The sequence below is a fragment of the Pontibacter ummariensis genome (assembly GCF_900188175.1).
GTDB lineage: Bacteria > Bacteroidota > Bacteroidia > Cytophagales > Hymenobacteraceae > Pontibacter > Pontibacter ummariensis.
This window is the reverse complement of sequence record NZ_FZOQ01000002.1, coordinates 318,552-340,241: the sequence shown is the minus strand read 5'-3', so window position 1 is coordinate 340,241 and position 21,690 is coordinate 318,552. Positions and strand designations below refer to the sequence as shown.

Sequence of the window (21,690 nt, the reverse complement as noted above, 5' to 3'; positions counted from 1 at the left end):
GCATCGGTACAACTCCGGAAAGAGTTGTGGGAGGGGGAAAAGGAGAAGGTTACGGACCTTGGGTCAGGACGGTGTATAGGCCGCAGTTGCGTTTAAAGTAGGGGTAAGCAGGGATTGCCTCTGTTGCAGCGGAGTTAGCGTAGAGTTGCTGCAGCACAGTGGCTATAAGTGCCATGAACAGCGCCTTGTCCAGCTGCAGCATGACTTCAGAACCTCCTGAAGTCATTTCCCCTGCCATCAGGGTAAAAGGGGGCGTGTCCTCGTCTGCGCTGTGTAAGTTTTCCTGCGCAACAGGAGTAGGGAAGGGGGCGGCCGTGACCGTTGTACCTACAGAGATAGCCAGTACTCCGCAGAGCAAAACAGCCAGGTACAGGCTCAGTTTCTTCAGCAAAAGCACAGCTATTGTTCTCATCGTAGCAAAGGTGTAGCCTTGTACAATTTAAAGCAATACTTGAGCCTAAGAATATTTTTAAAGGCGGGGGTTAGCATCCTATCGTTTCGAACATGGCCACCTTTTTATACAGCTTTCCCCGCTCGGCCATGGAGGAGAGAAAGAGGGTATAGCGCGATACATTGTAATGGTTCGACAGGTCCAGCAGCAGGTCCGGTATGCCATCACGGTCCAGGTCGCCGGCCCACAGCAATACATAGATAGAGTCGTCAAAGCTTTCATCTTCAGCCAATACCTGCTCGATCTGCTTGCCACGCTTTCGGCCCACCACTTTCCAGCCGTAGTTTCGGTACGCATACTCCATGTCTGCCTCCTGTATGCTGTCTCCGTATGCTTTAATCAGGTAGTCCTGTCCTTTAAAAGTATAGGGAATGGCTTTGTTGGCTGCCACCGTGGTTTTGCTAAAGGAGGCAGAGTCTACTGCGCCGGCCTTTGCTTGGAGCCCCCGTATAAAGAAGGCGACATGCGGGGCTATGCCTATTACCTCTCTGCCAGAAATCACCCCAGCTGAATCGGCAGTGGGGTCCTCTACCACATGCACTTTCAGTTTCGTAGGGCGTAACTCGTATTTCCCATTCTCATAAAACAAGCCCAGCCATTCCTGTCTCTCTGCTCCTTGCCATACTTCCTGCTTATGGAACGTGCCTTCCAGCAAGAGCTGCACCGGTGTGTTGGGCTCAGGAGAAAGGCCCGTGGTATCCAGGGTAAGGCTGTGGTAATCTTCATCTGCTGCAGTAGCGGGTTTGCCTGCCTTGGGGGGCAGCGGTTCCTCCAGCACCTCATGGTCTGTAGGAGGAGCGGAGGCCGTGATTTTAGAGGGCTTGTTACAGCTCAGCAGCAACAGCACAGACAAGGAAAACAGCAGAGACAGGTTACGCATAGCAAAGGGTGTAAGCCGGGGCGAATTTAAGTATTTTCTGATTGATAGAAAGAGCTATTTTGAGACCGGGTATAGGGAACAGTGTGTTACTGTTTAACATGCTGGCAAAAGTATATTTAGCCTCATTTGTCTAAAGAGGAACTGTTAATGTAAGAAGGGGCAAAACTGAGGGGTATAGGAGGAGCTAAGTACGATGCCCGTACGAAAGGTCAGAGATCGAGGGTCAGTTGGTAGCCCTCCATTTTGTCGTGCTGGTAGAGCAGGGAGGAAGCGGTGATGCCGAGCAGGCGTACGGGCTGGTGCGGAAGCTGGGGCGTGCGCAGCAGGTCACGCGCAATCGTATAGATGGCATCTGCCGAACTGAACTCACTCAGGAAAGTCTTGCTGCGGGTATTCTGGGTAAAGTCAAAGTACTTGATTTTGAGAGTAACGGTTTTGGCAGTAGCCTGCAGGCGGGCCATGTCTATGCTTACCTCTTTTGCCAGCTCTTCCAGGCGCTCGAGCATGTCCTGCTCTTCGGTCAGGTCTACATCGAAGGTGCGCTCCGAGCCAATCGACTTCCGGATGCGGTGCGGCTGTACTTCCCGGTCGTCCTGAGCACGTGCGATGCGGTAGTAGTAGCGCCCCACTTTGCCGAAGTTGCGCACCAACTCGTCCTCTGGCCGTTCCCGCAGGTCAGCCCCCGTCACGATGCCCATTCCCTGCATTTTGGCCGCTGTTACTTTCCCGATACCATGAAACTTCTCTATCATCAGCCCGGCTACCAGCTCCTCGGCCATGTCGGGCGTGATCAACGTAAAGCCATTTGGCTTGTTCATGTCTGATCCGATCTTGGCCAGAAACTTATTGAAGGATACCCCAGCCGAGGCTGTCAGGCCTGTTTCTTCCCAAATACGCTGTTTGATCTCTTTGGCGATGATGCTGGCTGAGGGCATTCCGATCTTGTTCTCTGTTACGTCAAGGTAAGCCTCGTCCAGCGAGAGGGGCTCTACCAGGTCTGTGTAGGAATGAAAGATCTCCCGGATTTGTCGCGATACGGCACTATACACCTCAAAGCGCGGCTTCACAAAGATAAGCTGCGGGCAGCGCTGTGCCGCAATTTTGGAGGAGAGGGCCGAATGGACCCCAAATTTCCGGGCCTCGTAACTGGCTGCCGCCACCACGCCTCTTTCCCTGGAACCTCCCACAGCAACAGGCTTTCCGCGTAATGCAGGGTTATCGCGCTGCTCCACGGAGGCAAAAAAAGCGTCCATGTCCACGTGTATGATCTTGCGGGGCGGTAAGCTCAAACGGTTAAGCGTTGATCGGCAGGCAAGTTACAAATAAGTACAGCAAATGGCAGGATCGAGTACAGCTTATTAGAGCGTAGTCAGAAGCAACACGACCATCCCGTTAAGTCACCGTATAAACTCTGAAGCAGAAGTAATCCTAAAAAAACAAGAGTAATATGGCAGAAAGAGTGTGGTTTATAACAGGCGTATCGAGTGGTTTTGGCCGTAAGCTGGCGGAGGAAGTCGCTAAACTAGGGGATAAGGTGATAGGCACCGTCCGACAGGTAAGGCAGCTTGAGGAGTTTAACGCCATATCGCCGGGCAACACCTTTGCCTACCTGATGGATGTAACAAACGCAGAAGGGGTAAAGGCCACAACAGAAGCTGCTTGTAAGCTGATGGGAAGAATAGATGTGCTGGTGAACAACGCAGGCTTTGGGTATGTGGGCGCTGTAGAGGAGGCACCGGTCGCAGCCTACCGGGATAACATGGAAACCAACTTCTTCGGGGCCTTGCAGGTGACACAGCGCCTGTTGCCTTATATGCGGGAGCAGGGGGGCGGGCATATCATTCAGATGTCCTCCATTGCCGGCTTCCGTTCCTCTCCGGGCTTCAGCGTGTACAATGCCAGTAAGTTTGCGCTGGAAGGGATGAGCGAAGCCCTGGCCATGGAAGTGGCACCCTTCAACATAAAGGTAACCATTGTAGAGCCAGGTCCTTTCCGAACTAACTTTGGTGGCTCCAGCATCAAGCATGCTACCGTAGAAATGGAAGCCTATGCCGGTACAGCCGGTGCTTTTAAACGCAGGATGAGTGCCCAAAACGGGGAACAGGAAGGCGACCCGCTGAAGGCCGCCCGTGTGATCATTGATGTGGTAAACGCGGACAACCCGCCCTTGCGCTTACCCTTAGGACAGTACGCCATAGACGCCGTACGTGCTAAGCTGGAACAGGTAGCACAGGATTTGCGTGCCTGGGAAGCCAAAGCCGGTCCTACCTCCTTTACAGATTAAAGATGAGTTCTTGTACCTTTAAACCAACTAATATGAAATCAATACTTAACAAGACGCCTCTGCTTGCTTTGCTAGCCGGCACCGCCCTTTGGGGGTGTAGTAAAGTGCAACAGGTGGTGAGCGATGAGAATGCTGTGAGCGAGGCAAAAGCCGAAACCCCGCTCAACTACGAGCCAGATGCAGACACGGTAGAGACCGCTATCGGGAGGCTCTATCTTCCGGCACCAGATTCGACCTTTGAAGGGGAGAAGTTCAGCGAAACCATTGGCTGGCCCGAAGGCAGAACACCGCAAGCCCCCGCGGGCTTTACCGTTACTAAATATGCGGACGGCTTGGAGCATCCCCGCTGGATTTATGTAGCGCCGAATAAGGACGTGTTTGTGGTGGAGTCGAACGACGAGGGCAAGAGTGCCAACCGTATTAAGCTGTTCCGCGACACAGACCAGGACGGGGACCCGGAAGTAACCGAAACCTTTTTAACCGGTTTAAATCAACCCTTTGGGATGTTGGTGCTCGATGGATACTTTTATGTGGCCAACACAGATGGAGTCGTGCGCTTTCCTTATAAAAAGGGCCAGACAAAGATAACAGGACCGGGCGAGAAGATACTGGACCTGCCGGCGGGAGGCTACAACCACCACTGGACGCGCAACCTCATTACGAATGCAGACAGTTCTAAGATCTACGTATCGGTGGGTTCTGCCAGTAACGTGGGAGAGTACGGCATGGACGAAGAAAAGCGCAGGGCCAATATCCTGGAGATAAACCCGGATGGCACAGGAGAACGCATCTATGCCAGCGGCCTCCGCAACCCCGTAGGCATGGACTGGGCTCCGGGGACCAGTACGCTCTGGACAGCCGTGAACGAGCGTGACGGCTTAGGCAATGAGTTGGTGCCGGATTACATAACAGGGGTAAAGGAAGGAGCCTTTTATGGGTGGCCTTTTGCCTACTATGGCTCCAACATCGATCCCCGCCGGGTAGGGGAGCGGCCCGATTTGGTGCAGCAGACGATCGTGCCGGATGTGCCGCTTGGCTCGCATGTGGCAGCCCTTGGCCTTGCCTTTTACGAGGGGGATGCTTTTCCGGCAAAGTATAAAAACGGCGCCTTTGTGGGGGAGCATGGCTCCTGGAACCGCGAGAACTTTGTAGGCTATAAGGTCGTTTTTGTCCCTTTCCAGAACGGGCGCCCCTCCGGTGAGCCCGAGGACTTTCTGACGGGCTTTATTGCCAATGCGGAAGAGAGCGAGGTGTACGGGCGCCCTGTGGGGGTAGCCGAATTGCCAGACGGATCCCTGCTGGTGGCAGATGACGAGGGGAATACCATCTGGCGGGTAGCTGCACAAAGGTGAGACTTTAAAGAGTTTTAGGTGATAGCAGTTAAATAAGCATATAGGGGACAGGCGGTAATGCCTGTCCCCTTGTTGTTTTGCTTTGATGGGTCAGGACGTAAATCCCTGAAGCGTAAAGGCTTCTTTTAGATCAGTTGCTGGTGTCGCATTTATTTATCCTTTTACCCTGAAAAAGGGTATAGGAGGTATAAGATCTAAAACCATATCAACTATGAAAGTATTATTTGTTTTAACATCTCACGGAGAACTAGGTGCTACAGGAAAGAAGACGGGCTTTTGGGTGGAGGAGTTCGCTGCTCCCTATTATGTGCTAGCGGATGCAGGGGTAGAGGTTACCCTGGCATCGCCGGCAGGAGGCACGCCGCCGATTGATCCAAGCAGCCAGGCCCCGGGGGCTGCGACCGAGGCAACCAAGCGCTTCGACGAGGACAAGGCGCTGCAGGAGCGGTTGCGAAACACAAAAAAACTGAGCGAGGTAAAGGCAGAGGACTACGATGGCGTGTTCTACCCCGGGGGCCATGGGCCGCTGTGGGATCTGACAAACGACAATGATTCCATCAGGTTAATAGAGGATTTCGCGAAGCAGAACAAACCCATTGCTGCCGTTTGCCATGCTCCTGCCGTGTTTGCCGATGTAAAAGCCCCTAATGGGGAGCCGCTGGTGAAAGGTAAGAAAGTGACCGGCTTTACAAATACAGAAGAAGAGGCAGTCGACCTGACCGAGGTAGTTCCTTTCCTGGTACAAGAAAAGCTAATAGCCCTTGGCGGAGAGTACTCCCATGTGGCGGACTGGCATCCGCACGTGGTGCGCGATGGGATGCTGATTACAGGGCAGAACCCCGCCTCCTCAGAGGGGGCTGCAAAGGAGCTACTCAGCCTACTACAAAAGTAAAGCAACAGCAAAAGGCAGATATAACCCATCAGGGACCGAGTTGTTTCTGGTGGGTTATTTATGTTAAGTAAGCAAGGGCGTAGTTAAAACGCTTAGACTGGAAAAACAGGGCTTACTTTTTGCCACCATAACACCTTTCGCCGCCAAAAGCAGGTCTTCTCTAACAATAAGCTTACTTTTGCGGTTAATAAATTCAAAATAGATCATACAGCAAGCGTATAATGGCTACTTTACTTGACTTTATTGGCAATACACCCTTAGTAGAGCTGACACATATAAACACCAAACCTGGCGTAAAATTGTACGCCAAGCTGGAAGGTAATAACCCGGGCGGGAGCGTGAAAGACCGTGCTGCCTATGGCATGATAAAAGGGGCCCTGGACCGGGGCGACCTCAAGCCGGGCATTAAACTGATAGAGGCTACCAGCGGCAATACCGGCATTGCCCTGGCCATGATTGCACGCCTGTTTGGAGTTGAAATTGAGCTGGTAATGCCCGCCAATGCCACCCAGGAGCGCGTGCTGACGATGGAAGCCTATGGAGCCAGGGTAACCCTTACACCGGCAGAAAAGTCTATGGAAGGAGCCATTGACTATGTGCACGACAAAGTAGCGCAGGGGGGCTATCTGATGCTCAACCAGTTCGCTAACCCGGATAACTACATGGCCCATTACCATAGCACAGGACCAGAGATCTGGCGGGACACCCATCAGCAGGTAACGCATTTCGTGTCTTCTATGGGGACCACGGGTACTATCATGGGGGTATCGCGTTATTTAAAAGAGCAGAACAGCCAGGTACAGATCGTGGGCGCACAGCCAGTGGAAGGCTCGCAGATACCCGGCATCCGCCGCTGGCCGAAAGAGTACTTGCCCAAGATCTTTGAGCCGGAGCGCGTAGACCGGACAATCGACGTATCGCAGGAAGAGGCAACGGCCATGACCAGAAGGCTGGCCCGGGAAGAAGGCGTATTTGCCGGGATGAGTAGTGGCGGGGCTGTGCATGTGGCCACCAAGCTGATCGAAAACCTGGAGGAAGGCGTGGTGGTGTGCATTATCTGCGATAGGGGAGACCGTTACCTGTCATCCGACCTTTTTGCCGAAGAAAAGTAAAAGGACTGCGGCTGAATTGCTGCGCCGCTAGCGGAATAGGCACTTGTCACTTGAAAACAGTGGTAAGTGCCTTTTTACATTTAAGAAGCCTACTGTCCCGCCCCTTTCACTGCATTCGTTCGTTATCGCTTTAAGAGTTGAATCCTAAACTTTAGAATGCAGTAAATTAAGAGGTAGGCCCAAACTACAGAGCTGCTTGAATCTTCTGTAAGTTTGAGCAATCGGCTATGGCAGCTTGTAAACCTTAAAGGAGCTTCGTAGTTTTATATGTACCTACATTAATAAAGAGACAATAAAAGAACAAACTGTGAGAAAGATAAAGAAAAAGCACAAAGCAGCTTATGCGCCCATGGATGATCTGGTAACCTATCGGGCCATGCCTACGCGCGAAGTAGAATACATTGACCCCTTCCTGTTCCTGAATCACCACGGCCCGCAAGTGTACAAACCGGGAAACCGGGGGCTACCATTCGGGCCGCACCCGCACCGTGGTTTTGAGACCCTGACGTTTATTTTGGATGGCGATATCATGCACCAGGACACAGGCGGCGGCAAAGATGTGATCGAAGCAGGAGGCGTGCAGTGGATGACAGCGGGAAGCGGGCTCATTCATGCAGAGGTCTCTTCGGAGAAGTTTAAGAAGGAAGGCGGACCGCTGGAGATTTTGCAGCTGTGGTTTAACCTGCCAGCCAAGTATAAGATGACGGCACCAAAGTACGTTGGCCTACAGAAAGACCAGATTCCCACGGCAAAAGAGGACGATGGCAAAGTGAAGGTAAATGTTATCTCCGGTAACTGGGGCGATATCAAAGGACCTATCCCGTCCTTAAGTGACATCCATATGACGAGTATCGAACTGCAAGGGGGAGGGCGCCTTACAGCAAGTATTGCTGCTGAGCGCAACATCTTCTTCTACGTGGTGCGCGGAACTGTGAAAGTTAACGGGGAAACAGCCGAAAAACTGACCTTAGTTGAGTTTGCGAATGAAGGGGAGAAGATAGAGGTAGAAGCACAGGAGAACAGCTATATCCTTTTTGGCCATGCGCAGCCGTTTAATGAACCCGTCGTATCGCATGGTCCTTTTGTGATGAACACCGAACAGGAAATACAGGAGGCTTTCCGCGATTACCAACTTGGTAAAATGGGTAGATGGGAAGGCTAAGCGAAGGAATGTGAGAAATAAGGCAGGAGTGGAGTTGGAAACAGCTCTACTCTTTTCTTTTAAATACCCCCGCCTGTTCTTTGTCCCGACAGGTTGTCCTGCTAACACCAAGCCATGGGGAAGGGATAACAAAAGCCGCAGCTGCCATGGCAACTGCGGCTTTTGTTTGTTGTAAGAGGACTTAGCGGCCTCCGCGTCTGCCTGTACCCTTCGGTCCGGAGGAACCTCTGCCCGTACCGGTTCTACTACCGCTTCTTGTGCTGCGGGTAGTACCGGAACCAGTCCCAGCCCTTCCTGCTTTCCTGCCTGGTCCGCCTTTTGGTGCCCCGGCCGGCCGGCTCTTGCCGATGCGTTTCCCAGGACCGCTGCTGTACGAGCGGTAATCTTCGCTGAAGCCGCTTACTTTATTTTTTACGGCACTGCTCGCTACAGTTCGCAATTTGTCAACCTCTGCTGGTGTTAAGGCGCGCCAGTGGCCAGGGGGGAGCTTTGCCAGGGTAAAGCTTTCGATGCGAATGCGTTGCAGGTGTACTACGTTGTAACCCAGCCGCTCACAGAGCATTTTGATGTTATGATTTGTGCCGGGCTTCAGGATGATACGAAAGCGGGTAGAGCCTTCCTTGGCAATGAAAGTCTTCTGTGTTTTTTCTCCTTCTTCTGTGTCTTCTCCCCCAATCAGTTTCGCAATAAAATCAGAGCTGATCAGCTTGTCTACCGTTACAATGTACTCTTTCTCGAACTTGTTGTCGGCTTTGGTTAAGCGGCGTACCAGGTCGGTGTCGTTGCTTAAGAAGAGCACCCCTTCGGAGTCTCTTTCAAGGAACCCGATGGGCTGCAGCGTAGCTGTATGGTTGATTGCGCGCACCACATTATCCCGCACACCCATGTCAGCCGTGGCCGACATACCGGAAGGCTTGTTGAGCAGCAGGAACACTGGCGCTTCTTCGCGCACGTTCAACAGCTGGTCATCTATTCTAACCTTGTCTTTGGTAGTCACTTTCGTGCCCGGCTCAGGTAGCTTGCCGTTTACTGTTACCCGTTCTTCTTCTATTAACTTGTCCGCCTCCCTTCTGGAGCAGAAACCGGAGTCACTGATAAACTTATTTAATCGCTTTGGTTCCATGTTATCTTCTTCGCGCTATTCCTTTAAGTGTAGTATACTTTACACCCTTTTGTTGCGCCTCCTTAAATGAATTGGCGAAAGTACGGGAAAAGGATTGCTTTACCTATCCAGGGCGTGCTTTCAGGCGGAAATTGGCCGCAGAGTGAGAGAAGCGTTAAAGGGGAGGGCGGGTAGCGTAATAAAAAAGGCGGTGCGCAAACACCGCCTCTTTTATTATGAGATCTTAATCTGTTTCGCAGGCTTTATTTTAGCCTCTTCAGTTTTGGGTACGGTTATATGCAGTATACCATCATGATACTTGGCAGAGATCTTGTCGCCTTCCACCAACCTTTCAGGCAAACTGAAAGTTCGGGTAAAGGTCTGGTAGCTGAATTCTCTGCGGGTATAGTTGCCCTTTTCGTCCTGCTCTTCCTGCTTGTTTTCTTTTTCGGCAGAAATTACGAGCATGTTGTTATCAAGCTCCACTTTAAAGTCCTGCTTGTTCATGCCCGGAGCAGCCACTTCCAGTTCAAAGGCTTCGTTGGATTCTCTCACGTTCACAGCCGGAACAGATCCATTCTCAGTGTTTCTGTTCATGGGCCAGCTGAACCAATCGCGCAGCATGTTGTCATCCAAGAAGGACGGAATAGCTGGAAATAAACCGCTGTTGTTTTTAGCTAATGTTCCCATAATGTTACCCTCCTTTCTGTTATGGTATTGTAGTAAACTATGAGTTAAAAGCTCTAATTGGTACATAGCAAGGGCTTTGCCAATCGGTAAAACTTGAAAAGTTGACAGCTTTTCTGACAGGATTTCTCCCACCTTTCTGAAAATATTTCAGATTATGAACAGGCAGTGTAAGTATGAGTTTCCGGCTAACCTGCCACCTTGTAGCAACTGGCTGAACCGTATCATTGCACGCTTTTTCATGATGCGTGTACTACCTGCTCTTTTCGGGCAAGGCAAAGGCAATATACTGGTCCCCGGAAGGGCTTCCAATTTTGCCGCCGCCACAGGCAACAACCACATACTGCTTCCCATTTAACAGATAGGTAGCAGGGGTGGCATAGGCAGGAACAGGCAGCTGTGCTTCCCACAGCACTTTTCCGCTCTTTTTGTCAAAGGCCCGGAGCTTAGCATCTTTTGTAGCGGCAATAAACACCAGTCCTCCTTTGGTGACGAGAGGACCACCGTAATTCTCGGTGCCAGTCGGCGGTATTCCTTTCTTTGTCAGTTCTTCATACTCTCCCAAAGGCACCTTCCACAGTAACTTTCCACTGCTCAGGTCCACCGCGTTCAAGGTCCCCCAGGGAGGCTTGATACCTGGATAGCCGTTCTTATCCAGAAAGCGGTGGTAGCCTGTGGAGACGTAAGGTATCTCGTCCAGGATGTTCTTTGCCCCGGCAATGTTGTCGGCTTCCGCGCCGCCCACTTCCTTTGCCAGTTCCAGTTTGGCATGCGCCTCTTTCTCCTCCGTGTTCAGCAGGAATGCGATCAGCGCGGTGCGTTCGCTTTCGGGGATTTGCCGGAAAGCAGGCATCATGTTACGGCCTCCTGTGATGATGCTGTTAACCTGCTCCTCTTTCATTCGTTGGTTAAGCGCAACTAAAGAAGGGATGGAGGTGCCGTTGCCTTTCATTTCGGGCCCGTGGCAGGCAATACAGTACTTGTTGTAGATTGTTTTGCCAATGCCCTTTACCGACAGGTCTTTACCTGCTTCTTTGGGTACGTCCATCATCGTGAGGATCCAGGGCATCTCGCTGCTATTTACGTAGAGAATGCCAGACTCAGGATCTACGGCTGCGCCGCCCCACTCGCCCCCGCCATCATAGCCGGGGAAGATCCAACTCCCGTCTTTGCTGGGAGGCGCAAACATGCCTTTATGCTTAACGGCCCTGTATTTGGTCAGCATGTCCTGGTATGTTTCCGGCGTCAGGTCCGATACATCCTCTTCGTCAAACTTGTGCCGGGCAAAGGGTTCGGGGAGCGAGGGGATCGGTTGTGTGGGCCATACCTTTTCGCCTGGCAAGCCACTGGTTGGGACAGGCTTTTCTTCTATCGGGAAAACTGGCTCTCCGGTATCCCGGTCGAACACAAACACATAGCCGTGCTTGGTGATCTGTGCTACGGCATCTATTCTTATCCCGTCTTTGGTGATGGTGACCAGGTTCGGGTTGGCGGGGAGGTCCCGGTCCCACAGGTCATGATGCACCACCTGGTAGTGCCAGATGTACTTGCCTGATGCCGCATCCAGTGCCACCAGGCTGTTGGCAAAGAGGTTCTGGCCTTTGCGCACGCCCCCATAAAAGTCTGGACCGGCCGTACCCGTTGGTACGTAGACAATGCCTCGTTCTTCATCCAACGACATCCCGGCCCAGCTGTTGGCGCCCCCAATCTTTTTCCAGGCATCCGGGTCTTCCCAGGTGTCATACCCCTTTTCTCCCGGGTGCGGAATGGTATGGAAGATCCATTTGCGCTCCCCCGTCCGTACGTCAAAAGCCCGGATATGACCAGGGGCAGCATCACCATCCTCTGTTACACGCATCCCCATAATGAGTAGGTCTTTGTAGATCACCCCCGGTGTGGTGCCAGCGATGTAGGCATCCTCACTTCCTTCCCGGTCCAGCCCTTCCGATAAGTTGATAGCACCGCCCTCTCCAAAGCTTTTCACCAGCGATCCGTCTTCGGCATTCACGGCAAAAAGTTTAGGCCCAACACTGTAAAGAATACGCTTTTCTTCTCCTTCCTCACTTTCCCAGTACACCACGCCCCGGTTTATCTGGTGGAACCAGGCCATGTCGCCGTTGGGGTTGCTTCCTGTTTTTGCAGGGTCAAAAAGCCACTTTTGCGCGCCGGTAGCAGCATCCAAGGCAAAAAGCTTTAGAAAGGGAGAGGTGCCGTACAGCACGCCATCCACCATTATGGGATTGCACTGGATTTGCGACTTATCTTCAGGGTCTTTATCGCCTGTGCTATAACGCCAGGCTACCTCTAGCTGGGCTACATTTTCTGGTGTGAGCTGGGTGTTGGAGGAGTAGCGGTTTCCTTCTTTACTGCCGGCATAGGTGCGCCACCCGCTGTACTTGTCCTGGCCTTCCTCTTCCGAGGCAAGTTGCCTGACGCAGGAGATGGAAAGGGAGCCGGCTAAAAGCAGGATAGCCCATAAAAGCTTTCTATTCATGTTGTGCTGTTAAAGAAGCTGCTTCCCGAAAAAAGGAATTACCTTCTGTGCTGACCAATTAAGTATGAGGGTATTCTAGACCAAGATACTAAAAAGAGGAAAGAGTTTGCGGATTTATTAACAGGAGTCCTTCTACAGACTTTGGAAAGAACGGGACTTGAATAACAAAAACAGTAGCCCAGAAAAACGGCCCTACTGGGTGCACGGATTCTTGAACTACTGTTCTATTTTATAAGAAAGAATGCCTCGCTGCTGGCTACTCAGCGGCTGTCACCGCTTCGTCAATGCTTTCATTGTCCTCTAAAAGGTAAGACGGTAGCGCCAACAGGGGCACTAGTGGATGAGCCGTTATCTTGCCTGTTATGCTCTGATCCAGCAACCTTTCAATTACATTGTGCTTTTGTGGAATCAGAACTAACAGGTCGACCTGCTCTTCCTGAATAAAGTCCTGTATCCCTGCAGCCACATCCTTGCGGAAGTCGAAAGAAAAGTCGTAGTCAACATCCTGAAAGTTTCTTTGGAGGGTGGCCAGGGCATCCCGTGCATCAAACATCCTGAATTGGCTGTCTGTCTGGTAGAGGTGCAACACCTGTAGTTTTGCTTTAAGGACCTTAATAAAGTCCCGCAGCATGTGTAGGTCAGCGTTTTCAGGAAGCTTGCTGAGGTTGGTCGCAAAAGCCACAGACCGGAAGCCCTTGTATTGAATGCCCTTTGGCACCGCTAAAACCGGAACAGGACTCTCCTGCATAACGGAAATGGTAGTGCTACCCAATATAGCCTGACTGATTGCGTTTCCGCCCTGCATGCCCATTACAACCAAGTCCACGTGGTAAGCTTCGATAGCTTCCATGATCTGATCGAATGAGCCTCCCATTTTCGTAACACAGCTAACTTTAATGCTCCCATAGGGCTTAGCTGCACGGCCTGGGCAATCCTCGGCAGTGGCAGAAAGAGCCTTCATGCTTATGTCAGCAAAGTGTTGCAGTTCTTTTAGTTTGCCTGTTTCCATTGCCAGTACGACGTCTGCTGCATCGTAAGAAGCAGGAGGAGACATGATGGGGAAGAAGGCATGTAGCAAGATTACTTCGGCACCTGTAACCTTGGCTATCTCTAGCCCATAAGAAAAGGCGTTCCGAGCGTTATCTGAATAATCAACAGGTACTAAAATGGCTTTCATGGCTGCGCGAGTTTTGTTGTACATGTGCCCGGCCTTAGTTATTGAAACCGGACTACATTATAAAATTAAGTTGCAGCACAGCCAAAAGGGATGCGCTGTGTCAGCAGGAAAAGTGATCTTTGTTAACTTTCTTATGCATAGTGGTTACATGCAGCCAATTCCCGGTGTCTTTGTAGCCTCTGAGAGGAGTTTGGATCGTGACGATTGGGGGGAGGGGCAAGAGCATCCTTTTGTGGAGGCGTTCCGTGCAGGGGGGGCGTTTGTGGATTGGTAGACGATCGGGCTAAGCCTCTAACTGCTCTTTGTATGGCACCAGCTCCTTGTCCTCTACGAGGTAGGCTTTCTCTGCTTCGTTAAGTATAACCTCCTTGCTATCGGAGTAAGCTTCTACAATCCTGTATGGCTTCCCGTGAAATAGTGCGTCCAACCGGAGTATCTTTTCTTCGTCCTTACAGGCTTTGCCAATCACTTTATAGGTTTCGTTTTCATACTTGACCCTTGTTCCGACAAGGCCATCAACAGGGTATAGCCTAAATAAAGGACTGACATACAGTTCTAGCGCTCCTGTAGCACAGTAAACCTGAACGCTGTCTTTTTTTAGTTCGGCAAAGCGGTTTTGCAATGCTTGGTTGAAATTGGCAGGGTATTCCTGTGCCCAAAACTCTTCTGCATAGGCATGCACTTGTCCGGGTGAAAGGTGGTCTAAGTAATTAAAGAAGTTCTCTTTAAACTCTGTTTTGCTAATCTGGTGCAACTTCTTCAGGATCTCGTAATAAGCCATCTGAAAGAAGTACGGGGCCTTGCTGGGCTCTTTCGCACAGATAAATTTAAAGAACTCGTCTTTCGAGTGCTTGTTATAAAAAGTACCGTTCAGGTCGAAAACCGCTATTCTGACTTCTTCTCCGGTATGTTCCATTTCCTATCCTGTTAAAGCTTGGCACTATCTCTATCACGCTAATTCGGCCGAATTGTTCTCTTTAAATAAGATAATCGTAGGAAGGGATAGCAGAGGAAACACTGCCTCAGCTAACGGAAAAGCTGCTACTCGCTTGTCCGGTTCTCCGGTAGCTGCTCGGGCGTGTCTTCCAACAGGTTCACGGCACCGGCGAAAAGCAGTAGGCAGAAAAGTATCAAGTAGCTCAAGAAGAAAAGGCTGAGAGGTTTAATTTATATATATAAAATACCTATACGTTGCTCCTTCAGTAATAGATGTGCTTTTGGAGCACTAAAAGTAACTGGCACTGAGGCGTGGAGACAGCACCTATGCGTGTCACCTAAAATGGGCATGCGCCGGGGCAGAAGCGGGATGCCCTAGGGTTTAAGCAACAGAAGCCCCGCCCGAAGGAGCGAGGCTTCACAGCTAAAACTGTATGTGTCTTACTTACATCTCACCTTAAACAAGCACTAGATTGTGTCTTAGCCTCATAAAGCTAAGAGGTCGAGTTGGTTTTTAAAATTCCTTTCTACAGACGGCAGGACTATCAAGGCCATCAAGCAGAAATTATCGATGAATGAGTATAGCTCATGGTCTTGACAGCACGGCTCTGCGAGTCTTCTTCAGGTACCTCGTAAAACTGCCGTTTGCTGCTGCAAGAGCACTTAGTGCCGGTGTCTATGACTAGGATCGGTTATTAGTAATTGGGACCTTATCCTGCTCTTTGAGACCCTTCTGTGAAAAAGAATACCTCTGCCGGAACTGATCTAGCAGGGGCATTCTTTTTTAGGAGGCTCGGTACTACTCGCATCCTAAGGCCTCGCCGCTACCGATCGGGGAGCCAGGAGGAAGGTCGAGGGCACGGCTTGGTTTTACTTCCTCAGACCCGGGCCGGGTAAGGCGGTCCAGGGCGAAGGTCAGGTGGGCCTGGTAGGCATCCTGCTTGTAGCTGCGCTGCCTGCTTTCGATATAGCCCTTCAGGTCCTGTAGAGCGGCAGTGGCCACGGCACGGGCGCCGTACGATGCATTTTCGTTGTTAGCAAGTGCCAACAGGTGTGTAAGAACTACCTGTTCGGTCTGTAACTGTACCTGTTCTTGTAAGCCTTTCCGGCGCGGGCTCTTCCAGGTGTTGTCTACCAACTGTTTGGTCACATCCAGCAGGCTTAGGCTGTTGCCGCGGGCGCCCAGTTCTACTAACCGGGAGGCACGCTCAGGGTGCAGGAGAAAGGATACCGAGAAATCAGCTGAGGCCTCGGCAGCCGCCAATGGGTCGAAAGTAAGGCCGGTACGCTTTTCGAACAGTTCGCGGCTGCTGCGCAGGCCAGGGGCACGTGGCGGGATCAGCGAGATGATGTGCTCCGGTAGGGTCAGTGTTTCCGGGGAGATGGTCTTGAGCAAGGCATCCAGTGCTTTCTGTTGCTCACGCTGGTCCAGTACCTCCGTTACCAGTTGCCCGTCGCCCCGCACGGCATACGTATAGTTAACGCCACCGATGAGTTTGGCTGCTGCCTCTGTCTGGTAGCGGTGGTAATTGTAAACAGGTACCAGTACATCCTCCAGCGTACTCATGGCAGCACCGGGTTTAATGTTCTTTTCGGAGAAATTTTGCAGGGCCTTTTCCCGTACGCGCAGCACATTCAGTAATTCCTCGGCTGCGCTAGCACCATTATCCCACAGGTGGGCGACCGGGTGGGCACCACCCGGCGCACGGGCATCGCGGTCAGATATAAACAACAGTCCGTCTTTTCTGCCTTTGGCCAGGATCTCATCCAATTCCTTTTTCTCGTTTACTCCTTTCGGGAAGTCCTGGTAGCCGTAGGTGACGGCCACTTTGTCCCAATCCCCAATACCTGTGTCATAGGCATGGCTGATATCGATCTTGCCTGCGCGGTCCAGGCTTACCTGTGGGTGTGGGTAGTCCATCACAGAGGCATTGTTATTGGCGGCATAGTTGTGCATGATGCCCAGGGTGTGACCTGTCTCGTGGGCAGACAGTTGGCGAATACGGGCCAGGGCCATGTCCATCATCGCTTTGCTTACCGGCTTTCCTTCTTCGTAAGGGGCCAGTAATCCTTCCGCAATCAGGTAGTCCTGGCGCACGCGCAGAGAGCCCAGTGATACGTGCCCTTTGATGATCTCGCCAGTGCGCGGGTCCTGAACAGAGGCACCGTAAGACCAGCCACGCGTGCTGCGGTGCACCCATTGAATTATATTGTAGCGCACGTCCATGGGGTCTGCCGAGTCGGGCAGCACTTCTACCCGGAAAGCATCTTTGTAGCCAGCCGCCTCAAAGGCCTGGTTCCACCAGCGGGCCCCTTCCACCAGGGCAGTACGGATCGGTTCCGGCGCTCCGTTGTCTACATAATAAACGATCGGCTTCACGGCCTCAGATACTTTGGCAGAAGGGTCTTTCTTTTGTAGCCGGTGCCTCGCAATGAAATGCTTTTCAATGTTCTCGCCAACAGGGGTGGCATAGTCGAGGTAGGAGATACCAAAATAGCCGGCACGGGGGTCAGCTACACGAGGCTTATAATTATTATCGGGCAGCTGTATAAAAGAGTGGTGTTGGCGCAGCGTCAGGGCCTGCACATCCGGGGCCACTTCGCGTACAAAACGTCCCGCATCTTCGCCCCCTGTAAAGGTAAGGGTGGCCTCGAACTCAGAGTTCTTCGGAAAGTTCTTCGTGCGGGGGAGGTAGAGCGCAGAGCGGCTGGCATCGAGCCTGTAATTGCCTTGCCTGGTGCGCTTAATGTTGCCAATCACGTCATGGGCATCGCGGAGCAGGAAGTCTGTGGCATCAACCAGCACCTTGTTCCCGTCTGCGGCTTCGGCTTTAAAGCCCCACAGGATAGACTGGGCAAAGGACTCCTCTACCGCGCGTTTTTCATTTGGGTTGTCCGTCGTGGCGCGGTAGGCGAGGTTGGGTTGTACCAGCATCACTTTCGGCCCCTGCTTGCTGAAGTACGCGATGCGTTCCCCACCTAGCTGTCCGCGATCCAGCCCGATGTCATTGGAGCCCAGTCCTGCCGACAAAGAGTTCACATACAGGAATTCCTGATTCAGTTTGTCTATCTCCAGCCAGACTTTACCTGTCTCGTCATCATAATAATAGGTGAAGTAGCCGGGGTACTTTTTCATGCCTGCCGTTTTGGAAGCAATAGAGGGAAGCTTCTGGGCGATAGCCGCGCTTGCCGAAAGCAAGGGAATCAGCAAAAGCAGCCACCACCTTTTAGGGAAGGGTGTTGTCATGTTTTTTTATTTGGGATTAAGGTTAGCGTTTAAACTGTAAGATAAAGCGAAGCCGGGAATAAACCTAAGTGCAGGTGGCGGTAAGGGGAAAGGTCTTCTGTAGGATCCCAGAAACAGCTTCCGCAGCAATAACCACCGAGGATCGAAACTGCCTGGGAAACAAGTAAGCCGCCAGCTTCTACGAAAGGAGAGGAGCAGGCCTTCGGGTTTCGCTGTCTCTGTTTAGGAAATAAACACAGGATAGAGGACGGCGAAGCATTTTGGGGATTTGTACAGGAATTTAAACCAAATTTAAAATCCACCTACATTGATGTTTACACAACAGAATAAAAAAATGTTTGACATTTTTGGAACGAGTGCCTATCTTGGTTGTTAATTGAGTGGGCGCTCACGTTTATGCAACCATTTTAATTGAATTAAAGTATGAGGCTTTTTAAGAAATCAGGGGTAGCAAAAGCTGCTCTTTTTCATGCCTGTAGCCGGGTCGCTCATACCTTTTTCGCTTAGCTTATCAAGGAGGACAGCTCCATCTGAATCAGTAAAGAAACACCTTACAGCGCTTTTGGTGCGCCTTGTAATGGTTGAACTGTGCCTGATTGCTGCTGCACTGCCGGGCGCTTCGCTCTTATAGACGAGTATTGAAATTGCTTAAAGAAAATATTGTACTGTTTTAAATTATACCATCTCTTTTATGGCCGAAAATGTTTATGATGCAATTGTCGTAGGTTCCGGAATATCGGGTGGCTGGGCTGCCAAAGAACTTACTCAAAAAGGGTTAAAGACCATCATGTTGGAGCGCGGGCGGAATATTGAGCACGTGAAGGACTACGTGAATGCGAATAAACATCCCTGGGAGTTCCCGCACCGAGGGGGCCGCACGCAGCAGATGATCGAAGACTATCCCGTTTTAAAACGTGATTACGCGCTGAACGAGACCAACCTGGACTACTGGGTAAACGAAAAGGAAAGCCCTTATACAGAAATAAAACGCTTCGACTGGTACCGGGGCTATCACGTGGGTGGGCGTTCCCTCATGTGGGGGCGCCAAAGCTATCGCCTCAGCGATTTAGATTTTGAGGCAAACGCGAAAGAAGGCATTGCGGTAGACTGGCCGATCCGCTACAAGGACCTGGCTCCCTGGTACAGTCACGTCGAGAAATTTGCCGGCATCAGCGGCTCGAAGGAGGGTATCCCGCACCTGCCGGACGGGGAGTTTCTGCCGCCAATGGACCTGAACATTGTAGAAAAAGACGTGGCAGCCCGTCTGAAGAAACACTATGCCGGAAACCGTCATATGATCATTGGTCGCGTGGCGAACCTTACTACGCCACACCATGACCGGGTGAACTGCCAGTACCGCAACAAATGCTGGTTAGGCTGTCCTTTCGGAGGTTATTTCAGCACGCAATCAGCTACGCTTCCTGCTGCCATGGCCACAGGTAACTTAACCGTTCGCCCTTTCTCTATTGTCACGAAAGTTATCTATGACAAGGACACCAAAAAGGCAAAAGGGGTAGAGGTGCTCGACGCGGAGACAAACCAAACCTATGAATACTTTGCCAAAGTAGTGTTCCTGAACGCCTCAACACTCAACACAACCTGGGTTCTGATGAACTCGGCCACTGATGTATGGGAAGGCGGATTGGGTAGCAGCAGCGGACAACTGGGACACAACCTGATGGACCACCACCTTCGGGTAGGGGCTACGGGCATCATGGAAGGGTACGAAGACAAGTACTACTACGGCCGTCGCCCGAATGGGATCTATATCCCGCGTTTCCGCAACATGAACGGGGAGAAGCGGGATTACATACGCGGCTTTGGCTACCAGGGCCGTGCCAGCCGCGAAAACTGGAGCCGTGAGATAGCGGAAATGAGCATCGGCGGTGACTTTAAAGACGCCCTTTGCGAGCCAGGGCAGTGGAACATGGGTCTCACCGGCTTTGGGGAAACCTTGCCATACCATGAGAACAAGGTAACGCTGGACAAAAATAAGAAAGACAAGTGGGGGCTTCCGGTGCTGGCCATTGATGCCGAACTGAAAGACAACGAGTGGAAGATGCGCAAAGACATGCAGGCCGATGCGGTAGAGATGCTGGAAGTAGCCGGCTTCAAGAATGTAAGAGGCTACGAAACAGACAGCCCGCTGGGGATGGGAATACACGAAATGGGCACTGCGCGTATGGGTCGCGACCCGAAATCCTCTGTGCTGAATGAGCACAACCAGGTATGGGATGCCAAAAACGTGTACGTGACGGATGGCGCCTGTATGACCTCGGCTGCTTGCCAGAACCCTTCGCTGACTTATATGGCCCTGACGGCCCGTGCCGTAGATCACGCTGTAAGTGAATTGAAGAAAATGAACGTCTAGGCGCTGCTTGCAGACGCTGGTATTCCTATAACACTTTAACATTAGACCCTATGTCCGAAAAGGATAAGTCCTCTAGCGTACCCGGTAAATCCAGAAGAGACTTTCTAAAAGCAGGTGCACTCGCCGCTGCCGGTTTTATGATTGTGCCACGCCACGTGCTAGGAGGACCCGGCTTCCTGGCTCCTAGTGACCGGCTAGTGATCGCAGGTATCGGTGTGGGTGGCAAAGGCGAAAGTGATATTGCGAGTTTCTTCAACAGTGGTAAGGCCGATATTGGTTATCTATGCGATGTAGATGACAGAAGGGCCGCCAACTCCAGGCTAAAGTTCCCGAAAGCGAAGTACTACAAAGACTACCGGGAAATGCTGGACAAGGAAGCAAAGCATATCGATGCTGTTTCCATCTCCACGCCAGACCATAACCATGCCGTGCAGGCCATGGCTGCCATGCAGCTGGGCAAGCATGTGTATGTACAAAAGCCACTCACGCATGACATCTACGAGGCCCGTGCCCTAACGGAGGCAGCCAAGCGCTACAAGGTGGTCACCCAGATGGGCAACCAGGGGGCCTCCGGCGACGGGGTGCGACAGTTGCGGGAGTGGTACGATGCCGGCGTGATCGGTGATGTGCATACCGTTTATTGCTGGACCGACCGTCCTGTGTGGCCACAGGGCATATCCTGGCCGGCCGGCAAGGCGGAAGTGCCCAAAGAACTGGACTGGGACCTATGGTTGGGCACAGCCCCTTATAAAGATTATGTAGAGAAGCTAGTGCCTTTTAACTGGCGCGGCTGGTGGGACTACGGCACCGGAGCGCTCGGCGACATGGGCTGCCATTTGATCGAGGCGCCCTTCAGTGTATTAGGGCTGCAGCACGCCACCGATGTGCAGGCCAGCGTAGGAAGCGTGTACGTGGATGAATTCAAACGTGGTTATTTCCCGGAAAGCTGCCCGCCTTCCAGCCATGTGACCCTCAACTTCCCCAAGACCCCTAAAACAAAGGGACCAGTAAAGCTGCACTGGATGGATGGCGGCATACAGCCGGAGCGCCCCGAAGAACTGGGACCAAACGAAGTGTTTGGCGATGGGGGGAACGGTATCCTGTTTGTCGGTACGAAAGGCAAGATGATGGCCAGTACTTATGCCGAGAACCCCCGTTTGTTACCTACTTCCCGCACAGCAGAAGTACAGGTAAAGCAGAAGCTGGCGCGCGTGCCCAATAGCTCGGCGGGACATTATGCCCAATGGGTGGAGGGCTGCCTGGCAGGTTACGGCAAAAAAGAGCTGAGTGCCCCTTTCGAGATCTCCGGTCCGCTGACAGAAGCCCTGCTCATGGCCAACCTCGCCATCCGGGGCAACGATGTACGAAAAGCCAGAGCCGAGGGGAATGGCTTCGATTACCTAGGCCGCAACATCAAGTTGCTTTGGGACAACCAGAACATGCGCATCACCAATCTCGACGAGGTGAATCAGTTTGTGAAGCGGGAATACAGAAGTGGGTGGTCGCTAGGTGTATAGCGGCCAAGGTTTAAAGTATTTTAAAA

Annotated in this window: 16 protein-coding genes; 7 read left to right on the top strand and 9 right to left on the bottom strand. The window is 51.9% G+C overall.

Annotated features, from left to right (window positions below; all coding sequences use genetic code 11):
* Positions 1-49 precede the first annotated feature (49 nt).
* The 3 genes from CHB92_RS03500 to dinB all read right to left on the bottom strand — a co-directional run bounded on the left by CHB92_RS03500 (position 50) and on the right by dinB (position 2,620).
* Positions 50-412 (bottom strand): hypothetical protein, encoded by a 363-nt coding sequence (locus CHB92_RS03500; protein ID WP_089317777.1) that lies wholly within the window; start codon positions 410-412, stop codon positions 50-52.
* 70 nt (positions 413-482) lie between these two features.
* Complete coding sequence (locus tag CHB92_RS03495; RefSeq protein ID WP_089317776.1) at positions 483-1,331, bottom strand: hypothetical protein; 849 nt, start codon at positions 1,329-1,331, stop codon at positions 483-485.
* Between the two features lie 209 nt (positions 1,332-1,540).
* Positions 1,541-2,620 carry a DNA polymerase IV gene (gene dinB / locus CHB92_RS03490; protein ID WP_258178985.1) on the bottom strand — a complete coding sequence of 360 codons (1,080 nt, stop codon included), beginning with the start codon at positions 2,618-2,620 and terminating at the stop codon, positions 1,541-1,543.
* A 158-nt stretch (positions 2,621-2,778) separates the two neighbouring features.
* Between dinB and CHB92_RS03485 the strand changes: the two genes are divergently transcribed.
* From CHB92_RS03485 to CHB92_RS03465, 5 genes are all read left to right on the top strand, one after another.
* A complete protein-coding gene (locus CHB92_RS03485; protein ID WP_089317775.1) occupies positions 2,779-3,615 on the top strand; it encodes an oxidoreductase in 837 nt (278 codons plus the stop codon).
* 32 nt (positions 3,616-3,647) lie between these two features.
* Positions 3,648-4,967: a PQQ-dependent sugar dehydrogenase gene (locus tag CHB92_RS03480; RefSeq protein ID WP_089317774.1), complete on the top strand. Its 1,320-nt coding sequence runs from the start codon at positions 3,648-3,650 to the stop codon at positions 4,965-4,967.
* Between the two features lie 211 nt (positions 4,968-5,178).
* Positions 5,179-5,859 (top strand): type 1 glutamine amidotransferase domain-containing protein, encoded by a 681-nt coding sequence (locus CHB92_RS03475; protein WP_089317773.1) that lies wholly within the window; start codon positions 5,179-5,181, stop codon positions 5,857-5,859.
* A 221-nt stretch (positions 5,860-6,080) separates the two neighbouring features.
* Positions 6,081-6,971 (top strand): cysteine synthase CysM, encoded by an 891-nt coding sequence (cysM, locus tag CHB92_RS03470; RefSeq protein WP_089317772.1) that lies wholly within the window; start codon positions 6,081-6,083, stop codon positions 6,969-6,971.
* Between the two features lie 307 nt (positions 6,972-7,278).
* Entirely contained in the window at positions 7,279-8,133 is an 855-nt protein-coding gene (locus CHB92_RS03465; RefSeq protein WP_089317771.1) for a pirin family protein, read from the top strand.
* 181 nt (positions 8,134-8,314) lie between these two features.
* Here the strand turns inward: CHB92_RS03465 and CHB92_RS03460 are convergent, their stop codons facing one another.
* The 6 genes from CHB92_RS03460 to CHB92_RS03430 all read right to left on the bottom strand — a co-directional run bounded on the left by CHB92_RS03460 (position 8,315) and on the right by CHB92_RS03430 (position 17,776).
* Positions 8,315-9,256: a pseudouridine synthase gene (locus CHB92_RS03460; protein WP_089317770.1), complete on the bottom strand. Its 942-nt coding sequence runs from the start codon at positions 9,254-9,256 to the stop codon at positions 8,315-8,317.
* A 213-nt stretch (positions 9,257-9,469) separates the two neighbouring features.
* Positions 9,470-9,925: an Hsp20/alpha crystallin family protein gene (locus CHB92_RS03455; protein ID WP_089317769.1), complete on the bottom strand. Its 456-nt coding sequence runs from the start codon at positions 9,923-9,925 to the stop codon at positions 9,470-9,472.
* A gap of 250 nt (positions 9,926-10,175) precedes the next feature.
* Complete coding sequence (locus CHB92_RS03450; RefSeq protein ID WP_089317768.1) at positions 10,176-12,416, bottom strand: outer membrane protein assembly factor BamB family protein; 2,241 nt, start codon at positions 12,414-12,416, stop codon at positions 10,176-10,178.
* A gap of 256 nt (positions 12,417-12,672) precedes the next feature.
* A complete protein-coding gene (locus tag CHB92_RS03445; protein WP_179222946.1) occupies positions 12,673-13,593 on the bottom strand; it encodes a universal stress protein in 921 nt (306 codons plus the stop codon).
* A gap of 283 nt (positions 13,594-13,876) precedes the next feature.
* Positions 13,877-14,509 carry an HAD family hydrolase gene (locus CHB92_RS03435; protein WP_089317765.1) on the bottom strand — a complete coding sequence of 211 codons (633 nt, stop codon included), beginning with the start codon at positions 14,507-14,509 and terminating at the stop codon, positions 13,877-13,879.
* 819 nt (positions 14,510-15,328) lie between these two features.
* A complete protein-coding gene (locus tag CHB92_RS03430) occupies positions 15,329-17,776 on the bottom strand; it encodes a zinc-dependent metalloprotease (RefSeq protein WP_089317764.1) in 2,448 nt (815 codons plus the stop codon).
* 691 nt (positions 17,777-18,467) lie between these two features.
* On the opposite strand from CHB92_RS03430, the gene CHB92_RS03425 reads away from it, so the two are divergent.
* Together CHB92_RS03425 and CHB92_RS03420 are read left to right on the top strand one after the other, a co-directional pair.
* Positions 18,468-20,147: a GMC oxidoreductase gene (locus CHB92_RS03425; protein WP_089317763.1), complete on the top strand. Its 1,680-nt coding sequence runs from the start codon at positions 18,468-18,470 to the stop codon at positions 20,145-20,147.
* Positions 20,148-20,197: 50 nt separating this feature from the next.
* Positions 20,198-21,664 carry a Gfo/Idh/MocA family protein gene (locus CHB92_RS03420; protein WP_089317762.1) on the top strand — a complete coding sequence of 489 codons (1,467 nt, stop codon included), beginning with the start codon at positions 20,198-20,200 and terminating at the stop codon, positions 21,662-21,664.
* Positions 21,665-21,690 lie beyond the last annotated feature (26 nt).